Raw genomic sequence first — 14,371 nt, forward strand, 5'->3', positions numbered from 1 at the left:
GGGCGGCGTGACCGACCAACTGGTGCCCCCGGTGGCCGATGTGCCCCCGGAGCTGCCCGAGGCGATCGTGGCGATCGACCCGCGCGGCCGGATCACGCAGGCCAACTCCGGCGCCGAGGACCTGTTCGGCTACAGCTGGGACGAGCTCGCTCAGCGCCCGCTGGACGACCTGCTGCGGGAGCCGGGCGAGCTCGCCGACCTGGCCGAGTTCAGCGCTCAGCACCTGCACGCCGGCCTGGAGATGGCCTGCCGCCGCAAGGACGGCACCGAGTTCCACGCCGAGCTGTCGGTCACCCCGATGGACACGCCCGACGGCAGGCTGGTCTCGGTCGCGTTCCGCGACCTCGGCCAGCGCAACCGGACGGTCGAGCGGCTCCGCTGGCTCTCCGCGATCGTCGAGCACGCCCACACGCCGATCGTCAGCGCGTCGGTCGACGGTTCGATCACGTCCTGGAACACCGCGGCCGAGCGCGTCTACGGCTGGAAGGCCTCCGACATGATCGGACGCCCGATCGGCACCGTCGTCGAGCCGCTGCAGGCCGAGCTCGTGACCGAGGCGCTCGCGAAGGTCCGCGAGGGTGACACCGTCCGGATCTCCGAGGGTCAGATCGTCCGGGCCGACGGCAGGCGGGTCGCGGTCAGCGTCACCGCCTCGCCGATCGTCGGGCCGGCCGGCGCGGTCGTCGGGATCGCCTACGCGGCCCGCGACCTGACCGAGCGCGAGCGGGCCGAGGCCCAGTTCCGCTGGCTGCTCAACGCGACCCCGCTGGCGATCATCGGCGTCGACGCCGCCGGGGTGATCCGGATGGCGAACACCGAGGCCGAACGCGAGTTCGGCTACCGGACCGAGGAACTGACCGGCCGCCCGATCGAGGCGGTCCTGCCCGGCGCGGGCCCGGCCGTCCTCGCCGAATCCGGCACCCCCAGCCCCGGCGCCGCCAGGCCGCCCGCCGAAACCGCGACCGAAACCGAAACCGGAGCCGGAGCCGGCACGGCGGCCGGCAGCGGCGCGCGTGCGCCGGAAGGGATACCGCTCGCCGGCCGCCGCAAGGACGGGTCGGAATTCCCGGCCGAGATCCTGCTCTCCTCGCTGCTCACCGAAGACGGGCTGCTGGTCGCGGTCACCGTGCACGACATCACCGCGCGCCTGCAGAGCGACGCCGAACGCGCCCGGCTGGAGAACGAGCTGCAACGGGCACAGCGCCTCGACAGCCTCGGCCAGCTCGCCGGCGGCGTCGCCCACGACTTCAACAACGTGCTCGCGATCATCCTGAGCCACGCCTCGATCGCCGACGAGGATCTGGCCGGGCTCGAGTCCGGCCCCGACGACCAGGGCCGGCTCGCCGGCGCCCGCCGGGCCGTCGAGCAGATGCAGCAGGCCGCCGAGCGCGGTTCCCGCCTCACCAAACAACTGCTCGCGTTCGGCCGCCGCGAGATCGTGCGGCCCCAGGTCTTCCTGCTCAGCGAAGTCATGGCGGACGTCGTCCGGCTGCTTTCGGGCACGCTGGGCACCGACGTCCGCACGTCGACGACCAGCGACGCCGACCTCTGGCCGGTGACCGCCGACCCGGGCCGGATCGAACAGGTGCTGGTCAACCTCGCGATGAACGCGAGGGACGCGATGCCCAAGGGCGGCACGCTGCAGATCGACGCGGTGAACCTGGCGCTCGACTCCGCCCAGGCCGCGCGGTACGGGCTGACCGACGGCCGGTACGTGCAACTCCGCGTGACCGACACCGGCACCGGCATGCCGCCGGAGGTCGCCGAGCGCGCGTTCGAGCCGTTCTACACGACCAAACCCGAAGGTCAGGGCACCGGACTCGGGCTCGCGTCGGTGTACGGGATCGTCTCCCAGGCGGCCGGCACCGTGTACCTGCGCTCGCGGCCGGGCTGGGGCACGTCGGTGACCGTGCTGCTCCCCGCGTCCGACGGAGCACCACTGGCCCGGCCCGACGTCCCCCGGGCCGCGGCACCGGAGAAGAAGCCCGACCGCACGGTACTCGTGGTCGACGACGAGCCCGATCTGCGGAAGTCGATCGAAATCATCCTCGGCCGGGGCGGCTACGCGGTCCTCACGGCCGGTTCCGGCGACGAGGCCGCGCAACTGGCCGGCGCCTACGAGGGGACGATCGACCTGCTGCTCACCGACGTCACGATGCCCGGCCTGTCGGGGCAGGAGGTGGCGAAGCGGCTCCGGCTCGAGCGCCCGTCGATGCGGGTGCTGTACATGTCGGGTTTCGCGCAGCCGCTGCTGACCTCAAAAGGCACGATCGAGCCGGACGTGACGCTGGTGGAGAAACCGTTCACCCGGCGCAGTCTGCTCGCGAAGGTCGCGGAAGTGCTCGCACCAGCCTAGGTCTGCGTCCCGGCCGGGTGAAGCGTGGCGACGGCCCGGAGCGCCGATTCGAGTTCGAAGCGGGCGTCCGGGTCGTGCAGCCGCTCGCCGAACAGCGCTTCGAGCTGCCGCAGGCGGTACCGCACGGTCTGCGGGTGCACCTGTAGCCGGGACGCGACCTCGGGCGCGCCGCCGCGCGTCTCCAGCCAGGCGAGCAGCGTCTCGCTCAGCCGCGCCTGCTGCTTGACCGTGAGCTGACGCAGCGGCGCCAGCCGCCGCTCCGCGAACAACTCGACCAGCGGCGCGTCGGCCAGCAGCATCAATGTGGACAGATGATCGGCGCACCGGACGACCCGCACCGAGCTCAACGCGCCGCGACGCAGCAGTGCCAGCGCGCGGCGGGCCCACTCCAGCGAGCGCCTGGCGTCCGGTACCGGCACCGGCAGGCCGACCGCTGCCCGGGACGAGTGCAGCACCGTGCGCAGCGCGCCCTCGGTGCGCTCCAGTTGCGACTCGGGGACCAGCAGGCACGGCTCCGCGCCCTCCAGGTCGACCAGGACGGCCGGCCCGAGGTCGGGCAGCGTCAGGTCACGATCGTCGCCGCGCGGCTCCAGCGCCACCGCGATCAGCCGGTCGGGCACCGTCCAGCGGGCCGACTTGCCGAGGTCGGCGACCGCGGCCGCGGACGGCGGCGGATCGGACAACAGCGTCTGCATGAGCTGGCGGCGACGCCGTTCGCGGGCACCGGCCGCGTGGGCCTGCGCTTCGGCGTACCCCTCGACCGACAGCCCGGCGAGCTGATCGACGTAGGCGATCACGGCCTCGCCCAGCGTGAACAGCACCGGGGCCGGAATGTCGAGCCGCAGCCCGGCGTCGGCCAGCCGCCGCCAGGCGACCCGGGCGCCCAGCCGGTACGCGGCCTGGAGCGCGTCGAGGCTGCGACCCTGCTGGAATTCGCCGTACCCGAGCTTGCGGTGGACGGCGTCCCAGTCGTCGGGGGTGAGGTTGGTTTCGCCGACTTTGTCGGCGAACTGCGTGAGCGCCCGTTCGACACCCACCCGGATGACGTACTCGTACGTCTCGCCCATCGAGCGGCCGAACTCGGGGATCGTGGACCGGATCGCCTCGACGATCTCTTCGGCGAGCGTGCCGAATTCCGGCTTGATCAGCTCCGCCAGTTCGGGCGGCAACCCGCCCCAGGGTTCGAAAGAACCGGGGCGTACGGCTAACTGCGACATCGCGCCACCTCCAGCCACCCGAAGCCACAGGCAGTAATGCGAATCTAACCGGGTGAGAATATTAACGAGCCGTTGCGATTGTCAACCGGCGAAGAACCTCGGCATTGTGCCGAGAATCGCTGGTACCCCGAATTTACAAAGCTTGCGACGTGAAGGATAAATACGCTCGGTAGGCGCTTTATCGATCCGGTAAACCGGACCGCGACACGAAATTAGTGCACTGAGCGATATTCGGCGCCGGCGCATTTATCACCTCGCTCGACGACACGGTGGTCGACGTGTGCACCGCGACCGCGGCGAGGGGGCAAGCCCGCCGACCGAGGCAGCTCCGGATGCTGGCGAGGCGTCCGAGCTGCCGGCCGACTCGTCGGTGGCTCCACGAACCGACGAGTCGGCAGTTCACGGGCCGGCGGGCTCGCCCCCTTACTGACGGACGCAGTCCGATCAACGTTCAGCGGTGCCGCGAGTCCACTCGCGACCTGCGGAATCGTGGGAGAACGCCCAGATCGGCGTCGGCGGTAGGCGACCTCGCCCGGAGCGAGTCGGCACGGCTAGCTGACGTCGCGGTCGGAGACCCAGCGTCGCAACTCGGCCGCCCGTTTCGCGTCGCCGAGGGCCGCCAGATCGCGCGCCAGCCGCAATGCGGAGTCCAGCGCCTGCGGGTGCGACTCGCCGAAGACCCGCTGACGCCGGGCCAGCACGTCCTCGTCCAGTGCCCGTGCCATCCGGACGTCGCCGAGCGCGTAGGCGTCGTCGGCCAGGTCGGCCGCGGCGGCCAGGCTGTCGGTGTGATCCTCGCCGAGCTTCTCCCGGCGGCGTCGCAGCAGATCGGCGTCCAGTTCCTGGGCGGCGTCGAAGCGACCGAGCGTCCGCAGGGTCTGGGCCAGGCAGCGGGCGGCGCGCAGCGTGTCTTCGGAGTCCGGGCCGAGCCGGTCGAGCCAGCGCCGGTGCAGCTGGTCGGCGAGGTCACGGGCCGATCGGACGTCGCCCCGCGCGAGCAGCACGCGGGCGGCGGAGACCGCAGTCGCGCGCAGCGCGGCACTCCCGGAGTGGGCCGGGTCGGCGGCGTAGACGTGCGGCAGCAGCAACGTCCAGCTGCTCCACCGGTTCGGATCGGCCGGCTCGCCCGGGTCGGCGGCAGCGATCAACGCGTCGACGTGGGCCCGGAGCGCGTCCTGACGGTCGGAGCCGAGTTGGTCGCGCAGGCCGAGCTGGTCCCGGAAGATCGCGGCGACCAGCCGGTGCATGCTCACCACGCCGTTGCTGCCGTTGAGCGGGTCACCCACCCGGACGCCGAACCGGGTCGCGCGCTCGACCTGGACGATGCCCAGCCGCTGCAGCCGGCCGATCGCCCGCTGCAGTAGCGCGGTGCCGTCGGAGATGCCCTCGAGCGCGGCCAGCGGATGCAGGTTCGAGCCGGTTCCGGGCCGCGTCGGTACCCGCGGCCGCGTCGTCGGCCCGCGATCGACCGGCTCGGGCAGCTCGGGGTCGAGCAGACCGAGCAGACCGACCGGGATCGGCGCCGGCGCCAGGAACGCGCAGACCCGGGCCAACGCGAGCGCGACCGGGTCGCGCGTCGCGAGCCAGCCGGTCGCGGTCGCGATCGCCCCGGCCAGCGCGTGCGGGTAGTTGACCGAGCGGTGCTCGTCGAGCACGTCGGTCACGTGCTGGGCCAGTTCGGTGAGGTAGTCCTCGGCCCGGGTACCGGTCTCGGCCAGGAACCCGACCGCGAGGACGACCGACAACGGCAGATCACCGAGCACCGCCGCCAGCCGCCCGGCCTCGACGACGGTCAGCGTCGGGTCACGGCGACGCAGCAGCAGGATCGACTCGGCCCGGCTGAGCAGGTCGACCTCGAGCCGGGTCGCCACGGCCGCCCACCCCGACGTCCGGGACGTGACGATCGTGTGCCCGTCGCCGCCGGGCAGCCAGGGCGTCAGGGCCTCGGGCGACTCGGCGTTGTCGAACACGATCAGCCAGTTCGCGTGCCGCCGCAGGTAGGTGCGGGCGACGGTGGCCGCGGTGCCGGTGTCGGTCTCCGGCCCGACCAGCCGGAGCCGTACGGCCAGCGCGGCGAACTGGTCGCCGATCAGCACCGGACGATCGGCCGGGATCCACCACACCAGGTCGTAATCGGACCCGAAGCGGTGCACGTACTCACAGGCGAGCCGGGTCTTGCCCACCCCGCCCATGCCGAACCGGCCCTCGACCGCCACCCGCCCGCCGCCGCGCAGCGCGGTCCGCAGCGCGATCAGCGCCTCGTCGCGGCCGACGAAGATGTCGTCGCGGGCCGGGGCGCTCCACTGGTCGGGACGATGGCCCGGCAACCGCGGCCGGGGCGCCACCAGCGCCGGACCGTCGCCGCCCGTCCGGGCCAGCCGCTCCGCCGCCCGGCCCGCGGCGGCGGTGCCGAGCACCGCGGCGACCAGACGATCGGCCGCCTCGATCGGCGGCGCGTCGTGCAGTGTCGGCCCGGACGCGCCGGACCAGGGCTCGGGCAGCCCGACCGGCTCGACCCGCACCGGCACGACCTTGCCAAGCAGCGCCAGATCCGGACGCAACGCGCCCCGCTGCTCGACGACGTACTCGTGGGCCTCGAGCAGCGCCTCCGAGAACACCAGAACGATGCGATCGACGCCGCCCTCGGCCTCGAAAGTCGCGTTCTCGAGTGCCGTGACCAGCGGAATCCCGGTGTCCCAGCGCCAGCTGACCAGCTGGATGTCGAGGCTGTCGGGTTCACCGGCGTCAGCGAGCCGGGCCGCGATCCACTCCGCCCACGGCCGATCACGGCCGACGTGCGAGATCACGAAACGCCGACGAACGCCGCTCACGCCCCTCACCTCGATCAGATGCGACCCCTGGCGCCACATTGAGTGCCACTCCGACGTCTGAATGTAACCGCCAGAGGCGTGTTCACACGTAAGGACGGCGCATCACGTCGAGACGTTGCACGGCGGCCGGCCTCCGCCGACCGCCGTGCACTGTGGAGCCGAGTCAGCCCTGCTTGCGCAGCAGCGGCAGGATCTGTTCGCCGTAGAGCGAGAGGAACCGGGACTGATCGGGCCCCGGCGCGTGGAAAACGAGGTGGGTGAAGCCCAGGTCGATGTACCGCTTGATCGCGGCGACGTGCTCCTCCGGATCGGTGGAGACGATGAACCGGGACGCGGTGCGCTCGGTCGGCAGCGCGTCGGCCAGGCGCTGCATCTCGATCGGGTCGTCGACGTCGCTCTTCTCCTCCTGGGAGAGAGCGAGCGCACCCCAGTAGCGGGTGGCCTCCAGCGCCTTCTCGCGGTCGGGGTCGAACGAGACCTTGACCTCCATCATCAGGTCGAGGTCCGAGAGCGAGCGGCCGGCCTTCTCGGCGCCCTCGGCGAGCGCGGGCATCAGCTTGTCGCTGTAGAGCTCGGGCGCCTTGCCGCTGGTGGTGATGTAGCCGTCGCCGATCCGGCCGGCCATCCTGGTCGCCGACGGGCCGGAGCCGGCCACGTACAGCGGGACCGGCTTCTCGGGCTTGTCGTAGATCGTCGCCTTGTCGAGCGTCCAGAACCGGCCTTCGTGGTCGACGCGGTCTTCGCTCCACAGGAGCTTGATGATCTCGATCGCCTCTTTGAGGCGGGCGAACCGTTCCTTGCCGTCGGGCCACTCGACCCCGAGCGGAACCTCGTTCATCGATTCACCCGAGCCGACACCGAGGATCACCCGATCCGGGTACAGCAGGCCGAGCGTCGCGAAGACCTGGGCCACCAGGCCCGGGTGGTAGCGGAACGTCGGGGTCAGCACGCTGGTGCCCATCTGGACCCGCTCGGTGCTCGCACCCAGTGCGCCGAGCCAGGCCAGCGCGTTCGGTGCGTGACCCCCGTCGTGGCGCCAGGGCTGGAGGTGGTCGGAAACCCAGACCGAATCGAAGCCGTTCTGCTCGGCCTGAACGGCGTAGTCGAGAAGCTCCCGAGGGCCGAATTGCTCCGCGGACGCCTTATACCCGAACTTCAGCACCAGCCGCTCCTATCGTCGCGTCTACTCAGCCCATCATGCCCCGCGGGTCCGGGCTTCCAGCTCACCGGCCGCGTCCCGCTCGATGCGTTCGAGGACCACGTCGGCGATCGCGGCCAGGGCGTCCACCTGCTCGGGGGTCAGACCGTCGAACATCAGCCGCCGCACGGCCTCCACGTGCCCCGGCGCGGCGGCTTCGATCGCCGAGCGCCCCGCGGGCGTGAGCACGACGAACGCGCCGCGGGCGTCGCTGGGGCAGTTCTCCCGGACGACGAGCCCGCGCTTCTCCATCCGCGCGAAATGATGGGAGAGTCGGCTCTTCTCCCATTGGAGGGCGTTGGCCAGCTCGGTCACCCGCAGCCGTCCCTCGGGGACGTCGGTCAGGTTGACGAGGACTTCGAAGTCGGCGAGCGAAAGCTCAGATTCGGTCTGGAGCTGCCGAGACAAGCGGGCAGTGAGCTCGGACTGCATCCGCAGGTACCGGCGCCACGCCCGCTGCTCGTCCGCATCGAGCCACCGAGGGTCTGTCATAGGTACCACTGTACCTGGGAATAGTTGACACATCATCCAAGTTCGGCCTAAGGTACTTGAAGCATCAACAAGTTCTCCCCAAGGAGCCATGACATGACTGCCCCCGCCTTCACACTCTCAGACCTCACCGGCGAGTACACGCTCGACCCGACCCACACGCGCATCGGGTTCGTCGCCCGCCACGCGATGGTCACGAAGGTCCGCGGCTCGTTCAACGAGTTCGAGGGCTCCGCTGTCGTCGACGGTGACAACCCGGAGAAGTCGTCGGCGAAGATCGTCATCAAGGCCGCCAGCATCGACACCCGCAACGAGCAGCGCGACGGCCACCTGCGGACGAACGACTTCCTCGACCCGGAGACCTACCCGGAGATCACCTGGGCCTCCACCGCGGTCAAGGCGGTCGACGGCGACAACTACGAGGTGACCGGCGACCTCACGATCAAGGGCGTCACCAAGTCGATCACGATCCCGTTCGCGTTCGAAGGCGCGGCGAAGGACCCCTTCGGCAACGTCCGGATCGGCTTCGAGGGCTCGGTCACGATCAACCGCCAGGACTTCGGCATCACCTGGAACGCCGCCCTGGAGACCGGTGGCGTGCTGGTCAGCGACAAGATCACGCTGGAGTTCGAGGTCTCGGCGATCAAGAACGCCTGAGCCGACCTTCCCGGCTTCCGCAGCGGAGGGGAGGATGTCGACATGAAGTCTTCGGTCGACGTCCGCCCCTCCGCTGCGCGTGACCGTACGAAGATCGCCTGGCTCGACTCGAAGCACTCGTTCTCGTTCGGGACGCACTACGACCCGGCCAACACGCACCACGGGTTGCTGCTGGTCAGCAACGACGACATCGTCCTGCCGGGCACCGGCTTCGAGACGCACCCGCACCGCGACATGGAGATCGTGACGTGGGTGCTGCAGGGCTCGCTGGTGCACCAGGATTCGATCGGCAACTCCGGGGTCATCTACCCCGGCCTGGCCCAGCGAATGAGCGCGGGCCGCGGGATCCTGCACTCGGAGAAGAACGACGGCGCGGTCGAGCCCGTGCACTTCGTCCAGATGTGGGTCGTACCGGACGAGCCGGGCCTCACTCCCGGGTACGAGCAACTCGAGATCGCAGACGAGTTGCTGCGCGGCGGGCTGGTGCCGGTGGCGTCCGGGAGGCCGGAGCACTCCGCCATCCGGATCCGCAACCGGCACGCCGCGCTGTACGTGGCGCGCCTGGGTTCCGGGGCTTCGGTGCAACTGCCGGACGCCCCGTTCCTGCACGTCTTCGTCGCCAGGGGCGCGGTGGTACTGGAAGGATCCGGGCCGTTGGCCGAGGGTGACGCGGCCCGGCTGACCGGCGTCGGCGGGCCGCGGGTGACCGCGAGCGAGCCGGCCGAGGTGCTCGTCTGGGAAATGCACGCGACCATTGCTGCGTGAGGAGGCCACGATGACCGTCGATCTCGCCGCCATCGAGAAGCAGCGCGGGCTGCTTCGTGACACGTACCTTCAGCCGGACGGAGTCCGCCCGGCTTCGTCGGCGCGGGGACTGCACCACACCGCGCTGATCAGCAGCAGCGTCGAACGCACGATCTGGTTCTACCAGGACCTGCTGGAGTTTCCGCTCACCGAGCTGATCGAGAACCGGGACTACCCGGGCTCGTCGCACTTCTTCTTCGACATCGGGAACGGCAACCTGCTGGCGTTCTTCGACTTCCCCGGGCTGGACGTCGGCCCGTACGCCGAGGTGCTGGGTGGGTTGCACCACGTGGCGATCTCGGTGGAGCCGGAGAAGTGGGAGTACCTCGTCCGCAAGCTCGTCGACTCGGGCGTGGAGCACACCGTGCACAGCGGGGTGTCGGTCTACTTCCGCGATCCGGACGGAGCCCGCATCGAACTCATCGCCGACCCCCTGGGCGAGATGTACGGCCAGCAGGTGCTGTAGGAGGCCCGCCCGGCGGCGGTTGCCGCCGGGACCGGGCCATCCGTCAGACCTCCAGTTCCCGCTCGATCCGGGAGAGGCGGTGGCGGGCCAGCGCCAGGTTGCCGCGGGCCTTGTCGAGCATCAGGTAGAGGAACAGGCCCTTACCGTTGCGCGAGGTCAGCGGGCGGATCAGGTGATACTGGGAAACCAGCGTCACCAGGATGTCCTCGATCGGCTCGTCGAGCCGCATGAGCTCGAGCGTGCGCATCTTCGCGCGGACGAAGTCGGTCGTGCCGGCCGCGACGACGTCGAGGTCGAGGTCGTTCACCGAGGTGAGGGTGCCCAGCGGCATGCCGCTGTTGTAGTCGATGACCGCGATTCCCATCGCGCCCTCGATGTTCATGGCTTCCTTCATCGAAGCTTCGAGATTCATGACAACTACTCCCTTGGGTGTTGATTTCTGCTGTTCGGGACCCGATTCGGGGGGTTCCGGGGTCAATGCCGGCGGCTCCGGCAATGGCCCCTCGACGGGCGGCCCCGTCGGAAGCGGGCTCCCCGTCGGAAGCGGACCGCCGGCCGGAAGCGGGCTCCCGGCCGGAAGCGGGCTCCCGGCCGGAAGCGGGCTCCCGGCCGGACTCGGACTGCCGCCCGGACTCGGACTGCCAGGCGGAAGCGGGCTTTCGGCTCTCGGCCTGAGCGTGGCGGCCATCCGAGTGGCGTAGTCCTCATCGACCGGCACGGCGGCGAACACCGGATATCCGCCGACGTACTGCACCGGATAAGCGCCGTCCACCGGCACCGGATACGTACCGTCCGCTCCCGCGGTACGACCCGGTGAATCGGCGACCGTCGCGTCCTGGGGAAACTCGTGATCCGGCGTCGAGGTGCGTCGCCGATGACGTCCTCTCGCCCGCGACCACCAGCGGTCACTGTTCAGAGCCATCCACCCCCGCTGCCTTCCGCCACGTCCACCAGGTGGCCGATCCGATCCGCGAGTGCCCGGGCTTCGAGGTGGAGACGGCCGAGGTTCGTCTCAGCCGCGGCGAGCACGGTCAGCACCGCGTAGGTGCCGGCCGAGTAGGTGACGACGTAGCCGTACGCTCCGCGCACCAGGGCCTCCTGGAATCGTCCGTGGCCGGCCTCGATCGCGATCCGCTCGCTCAGGCCGAGCGTCGTCGCGGAGAGGGCGGCCATCCCCTCCGGCTGGACACCGTGGGTGTCGTGCGCGATCAGCAAGCCGTCCGCACGGGAGACGAGGCTGCCCGACACGTGCCTGACCCGGTCACGCAGGCCCCGGATCTCGGTCAGCACCTCGTGCTCGACGTCGTCCACAAGTCTCCTTCCCGGTCGGTGGCCGCTGGTGGTGGTGATCACGGGTCAGGAGAAGTCCTGCAGAGCGTCTCTGACCCTGGTCAACGAGGCGAGTGAGGGTGCTTCCGCACGCACCTCCGGTGGCGGTGACGGCCAGCGCCCGCCGGGGTCGTCCCCGTCGGCGCCGTCCGTCCGGCCGCCCTGGGTCGGGCGGACGACTCGGCTGCCGCTGACCCGCCGCGGCAACGGCGGCAGTTCGCCGGACGTCCCGCGCCGCGGCAACGGCGGAAGCCCGGCCCCGTCCCGGTCGGGCAACCCCGGAGGTGGCCCGGTCCGGCCCGGCGTCTCCGGTGGCACGGCCGCGGCGGCCGGGGGAACCGGCCGCGGGTTGAGCGGTGGCGCCGGACTCAGCGCCGACGCCAGCCCGGAGGACGTCGTCGCCGACGCCGCCGCCGGGCGGGGGACGCCCGGCCGCGGAGTACTCGGGCCCGGGCCGGCCGGGGACGCCGGGCGCGGGGTGGTCGGGGGCGGGGTGGCCGGGGGCGCGCCGGTCGGCGTGGCCATCGGACGTACCGGGGCGTCGGCGGCCGGTGCGGGCCGGGGGCCCGGGATGCGGGGCCCGGCCAGGCGGGAGCCGGAGACGGCGGGCCGGTAGGCGGTCACGGTCGGGATCGGCACGGCCGCGGCCTCCGGCGGAGGCTCCAGCAGCCCGATCGCGGCCATCCGGCGCACCTCGAGCAGCGCGGCGTACGCGCTGCGCCCGAGCAGGCCCGCGATCTCGGCCGACGTCCGGCGCCCGTCCGCGTGGACGAGCAGTTCCCATCGCAGTCCGTCGATCACGACCTGATCGCGCGGCATCCGCGTCACCGGCACGACCGGCGCCAGGTCGAACACCGCCGTGGGCAACGCCGACGACAGGAGCTCGCGCCGCCGCCCGGTCTCCCGGATCAGACGCTCGACGTCGACGTGCAACGACCCGCCGAACCACGACGCCTGCCCGGCGACGAACCGCACCGACGTCGGGTCCGTACCGAGGGCGAAGAACGACGCGTCGAACAGTGCCCCGTTCGCGCACAGCTCGAGCTCGCCCTGGCTGAGGTACCCCTGCTCGACGAGGAGCGCGGCCACCCGCCCGACCGGCGCGCCGACCGTGAGCACGGACTGCCACACGTCGTCCGACACCCGGCCGGACGCGGTGAGCACTAGCCCGACGCCCGGTGCGGCCTCGGCGTCGACGTGACAGACCTGGCCGTCACGGAGGTAGAGCACGGCCGCCGGCGTGCCCTCGACGTGCAATGCGCCGGTGGCTTTGAGCGCGGCCAGTTCGCGCAGGGCTTTGACCGCCGTCATCGCATTACCAACTCGTCCGAGAGTCTGCGCAGCTCCAGCCGAGCCATCGCCAGGTTGCTCTGCTCGCGATCGAGCCAGACGTGCAGGAAGAACCGGCCGTCGAACCCGAGCTCGACGAACCGCAACAGGTGGTACCGGTCTCCCGCGGTGAGCACGATGTCTTCCCAGACGTCGCCCTTGCCGAGCCCGTCGCTGTCGGCATCTCCGAACGGCTCCGGGGCGGCCGCGCGCTCCGGCCCGACGAACGCCGCGTTGTCACGGGCCGCACGCACCATCTCGGTGGCACCGGCCGCGGCGGCGTCCGCACCGCCGTAGGGCCACTCACCGACGGTGCCGATCACGAGACCGCTGGTGAAGTCGACGAGGTTCACTCCGCGCGCTCCGCTGATGCCCATCGCGCGCTGGAGGCTCTCGTCGATACCCGGCATCGAGCACTACCTTCCTCAGCGATGACACCATTCACCGGCTGGAGGTAAACGGCTATTTGCAGCGGCCGGTCTACTCAGCACCACCAGCGGCCACAAGACGCCACCCTAGCGCCCATTTAACGCCGTTTCCACTCCTCCATAATTCTTCCTGAGGTCTCGTGTTCCGTCACAGCGGGCTCCGTTACCAACGGTCGTTGAACGGCTACTCGCAGATTCCCCCAGACGGCTGTTCGACGCATCGGGTCGCCTGAATAGACGAGTTCGACACTCGCCGGAAAAGACCATCGACCTCGGCCGTCCGGTCTCGACAGTTGCGGTCACGAACCCTCTCGAACAGGGCGGTCACCTGCGACGACGCCACCCTCGACGGGTGAAGTGAGACGCTCGACGAGCCACTCGCCGACGCGCACCGAGCCGCTCTTTTCGGGCATCCGAAGCGGGAAACCGTTTCCCGGCGAACCGATCGGCCCGCGCCGGCGTACTCCTACCGGCACCTTAATATCGAAGCCATTACCGTGGACGGAGAGTGACCGTCTTGGCGTGCTGCAACCAACCTTCGAACCGCTATTCGACCGGTCGAATTGATTAGTCAATTGGCATTGGGCAGGCCCGCACAATCACCGGTTTCGCGACGCCGGAATCGTCGTCGAGGACGGGTACGAAACCGCCTCGCCTCCCACTGACGGACACCGTCCGAGCGGCGTCGGCCACCCTGGGTGCGCGAGGATGTGCAGGTGCCTGCCTACCTCGCCCTTCTCCGCGGCATCAACGTCAGCCGTAACCAGCGCATCGCGATGGCCGACCTCCGGGCGCTATTGTCCGGTCTGGGCCACGACGACGTCAGCACCTACCTGCAGAGCGGCAATGCGCTGTTCCGCAGCTCCACAAAAAAGCCCGACGTGCTGGCGGCGCAGATCGAGGCCGCGATCCGCAAGGAGTTCGAACTCACCGTGCGTGTCCTGGTCCGTGAGGCCGCCGACCTGCACCGGGTGGTCGAAACGAACCCGCTCGCGGACATCGCCACCGACCCGTCGAAACTGCTGGTGACGTTCCTGTCGGCCCCGCCGGACAAAACCGGCCTGGACGCGATCGACCCCGGGACGTACGCACCCGAAGTGATGGCGGTGGGCGAACGCGAGATCTACGTCTGGTACCCGGACGGCGTCCGCACCGCGAAGCTGAGCCCGCCGTTCTTCGAGAAACGCCAAGCCGGGGTGGTGGCCACCGCACGGAACTGGAACACGCTCACGAAGCTGGTGTCGATGCTGGACTGAACCCCGGGCCT

General features: G+C 70.6%; 13 protein-coding genes. 5 read left to right on the forward strand and 8 right to left on the reverse strand.

Annotation, left to right across the window (positions count from 1 at the left end; translation table 11 throughout):
- The first annotated feature begins 7 nt into the window (after positions 1 to 7).
- Positions 8 to 2,356, forward strand: coding sequence for a PAS domain S-box protein (locus ACIBZJ_RS15535; protein WP_395929836.1), 2,349 nt, complete (start codon positions 8 to 10; stop codon positions 2,354 to 2,356).
- Here ACIBZJ_RS15535 and ACIBZJ_RS15540 read toward each other — a convergent pair.
- The 4 genes from ACIBZJ_RS15540 to ACIBZJ_RS15555 all read right to left on the reverse strand — a co-directional run bounded on the left by ACIBZJ_RS15540 (position 2,353) and on the right by ACIBZJ_RS15555 (position 8,094).
- A complete protein-coding gene (locus tag ACIBZJ_RS15540; protein WP_395929838.1) occupies positions 2,353 to 3,573 on the reverse strand; it encodes a helix-turn-helix domain-containing protein in 1,221 nt (406 codons plus the stop codon). The genes ACIBZJ_RS15535 and ACIBZJ_RS15540 overlap by 4 nt on opposite strands.
- A 551-nt stretch (positions 3,574 to 4,124) precedes the next feature.
- Entirely contained in the window at positions 4,125 to 6,404 is a 2,280-nt protein-coding gene (fxsT, locus tag ACIBZJ_RS15545) for an FxSxx-COOH system tetratricopeptide repeat protein (RefSeq protein WP_395929840.1), read from the reverse strand.
- A 163-nt stretch (positions 6,405 to 6,567) separates the two neighbouring features.
- A complete protein-coding gene (fgd, locus tag ACIBZJ_RS15550; RefSeq protein ID WP_395929842.1) occupies positions 6,568 to 7,566 on the reverse strand; it encodes a glucose-6-phosphate dehydrogenase (coenzyme-F420) in 999 nt (332 codons plus the stop codon).
- Positions 7,567 to 7,599: 33 nt separating this feature from the next.
- A complete protein-coding gene (locus tag ACIBZJ_RS15555; protein WP_395929844.1) occupies positions 7,600 to 8,094 on the reverse strand; it encodes a MarR family winged helix-turn-helix transcriptional regulator in 495 nt (164 codons plus the stop codon).
- A 93-nt stretch (positions 8,095 to 8,187) separates the two neighbouring features.
- Between ACIBZJ_RS15555 and ACIBZJ_RS15560 the strand changes: the two genes are divergently transcribed.
- From ACIBZJ_RS15560 to ACIBZJ_RS15570, 3 genes are read left to right on the forward strand one after another with little or no spacing between them, the layout of a single operon-like run.
- Positions 8,188 to 8,748 carry a YceI family protein gene (locus ACIBZJ_RS15560; RefSeq protein WP_395929846.1) on the forward strand — a complete coding sequence of 187 codons (561 nt, stop codon included), beginning with the start codon at positions 8,188 to 8,190 and terminating at the stop codon, positions 8,746 to 8,748.
- Positions 8,749 to 8,790: 42 nt separating this feature from the next.
- Positions 8,791 to 9,513 (forward strand): pirin family protein, encoded by a 723-nt coding sequence (locus tag ACIBZJ_RS15565; protein ID WP_395929848.1) that lies wholly within the window; start codon positions 8,791 to 8,793, stop codon positions 9,511 to 9,513.
- Positions 9,514 to 9,523: 10 nt separating this feature from the next.
- Positions 9,524 to 10,018, forward strand: coding sequence for a VOC family protein (locus ACIBZJ_RS15570; protein ID WP_395929850.1), 495 nt, complete (start codon positions 9,524 to 9,526; stop codon positions 10,016 to 10,018).
- A gap of 43 nt (positions 10,019 to 10,061) precedes the next feature.
- On the opposite strand, the gene ACIBZJ_RS15575 is transcribed toward ACIBZJ_RS15570, so the two are convergent.
- The 4 genes from ACIBZJ_RS15575 to ACIBZJ_RS15590 form a co-directional block, all read right to left on the reverse strand.
- Entirely contained in the window at positions 10,062 to 10,430 is a 369-nt protein-coding gene (locus ACIBZJ_RS15575) for a hypothetical protein (RefSeq protein ID WP_395929852.1), read from the reverse strand.
- 500 nt (positions 10,431 to 10,930) lie between these two features.
- Complete coding sequence (locus ACIBZJ_RS15580; protein ID WP_395929854.1) at positions 10,931 to 11,329, reverse strand: roadblock/LC7 domain-containing protein; 399 nt, start codon at positions 11,327 to 11,329, stop codon at positions 10,931 to 10,933.
- Between the two features lie 45 nt (positions 11,330 to 11,374).
- On the reverse strand, positions 11,375 to 12,658 hold the full coding sequence (locus ACIBZJ_RS15585; RefSeq protein ID WP_395929856.1) for a DUF4388 domain-containing protein: 1,284 nt from the start codon (positions 12,656 to 12,658) through the stop codon (positions 11,375 to 11,377).
- A complete protein-coding gene (locus ACIBZJ_RS15590) occupies positions 12,655 to 13,086 on the reverse strand; it encodes a hypothetical protein (RefSeq protein ID WP_395929858.1) in 432 nt (143 codons plus the stop codon). Before ACIBZJ_RS15590 ends, ACIBZJ_RS15585 begins: the two co-directional genes overlap by 4 nt.
- A gap of 734 nt (positions 13,087 to 13,820) precedes the next feature.
- Between ACIBZJ_RS15590 and ACIBZJ_RS15595 the strand changes: the two genes are divergently transcribed.
- Positions 13,821 to 14,360: a DUF1697 domain-containing protein gene (locus ACIBZJ_RS15595; protein WP_395929860.1), complete on the forward strand. Its 540-nt coding sequence runs from the start codon at positions 13,821 to 13,823 to the stop codon at positions 14,358 to 14,360.
- Positions 14,361 to 14,371: the final 11 nt, after the last annotated feature.

This window comes from Cryptosporangium sp. NPDC051539, from assembly GCF_044454545.1.
GTDB lineage: Bacteria > Actinomycetota > Actinomycetes > Mycobacteriales > Cryptosporangiaceae > Cryptosporangium.

Excerpts from the sequence above, each read along its gene's own strand:
- ACIBZJ_RS15575 (WP_395929852.1), bottom strand. The coding sequence starts at position 10,430 with ATGAATCTCGAAGCTTCGATGAAGGAAGCCATGAACATCGAGGGCGCG.
- ACIBZJ_RS15540 (WP_395929838.1), bottom strand. The coding sequence starts at position 3,573 with ATGTCGCAGTTAGCCGTACGCCCCGGTTCTTTCGAACCCTGGGGCGGG.
- ACIBZJ_RS15555 (WP_395929844.1), bottom strand. The coding sequence starts at position 8,094 with ATGACAGACCCTCGGTGGCTCGATGCGGACGAGCAGCGGGCGTGGCGC.
- ACIBZJ_RS15560 (WP_395929846.1), top strand. The coding sequence starts at position 8,188 with ATGACTGCCCCCGCCTTCACACTCTCAGACCTCACCGGCGAGTACACG.
- ACIBZJ_RS15585 (WP_395929856.1), bottom strand. The coding sequence starts at position 12,658 with ATGACGGCGGTCAAAGCCCTGCGCGAACTGGCCGCGCTCAAAGCCACC.
- ACIBZJ_RS15570 (WP_395929850.1), top strand. The coding sequence starts at position 9,524 with ATGACCGTCGATCTCGCCGCCATCGAGAAGCAGCGCGGGCTGCTTCGT.
- ACIBZJ_RS15590 (WP_395929858.1), bottom strand. The coding sequence starts at position 13,086 with ATGCCGGGTATCGACGAGAGCCTCCAGCGCGCGATGGGCATCAGCGGA.
- ACIBZJ_RS15565 (WP_395929848.1), top strand. The coding sequence starts at position 8,791 with ATGAAGTCTTCGGTCGACGTCCGCCCCTCCGCTGCGCGTGACCGTACG.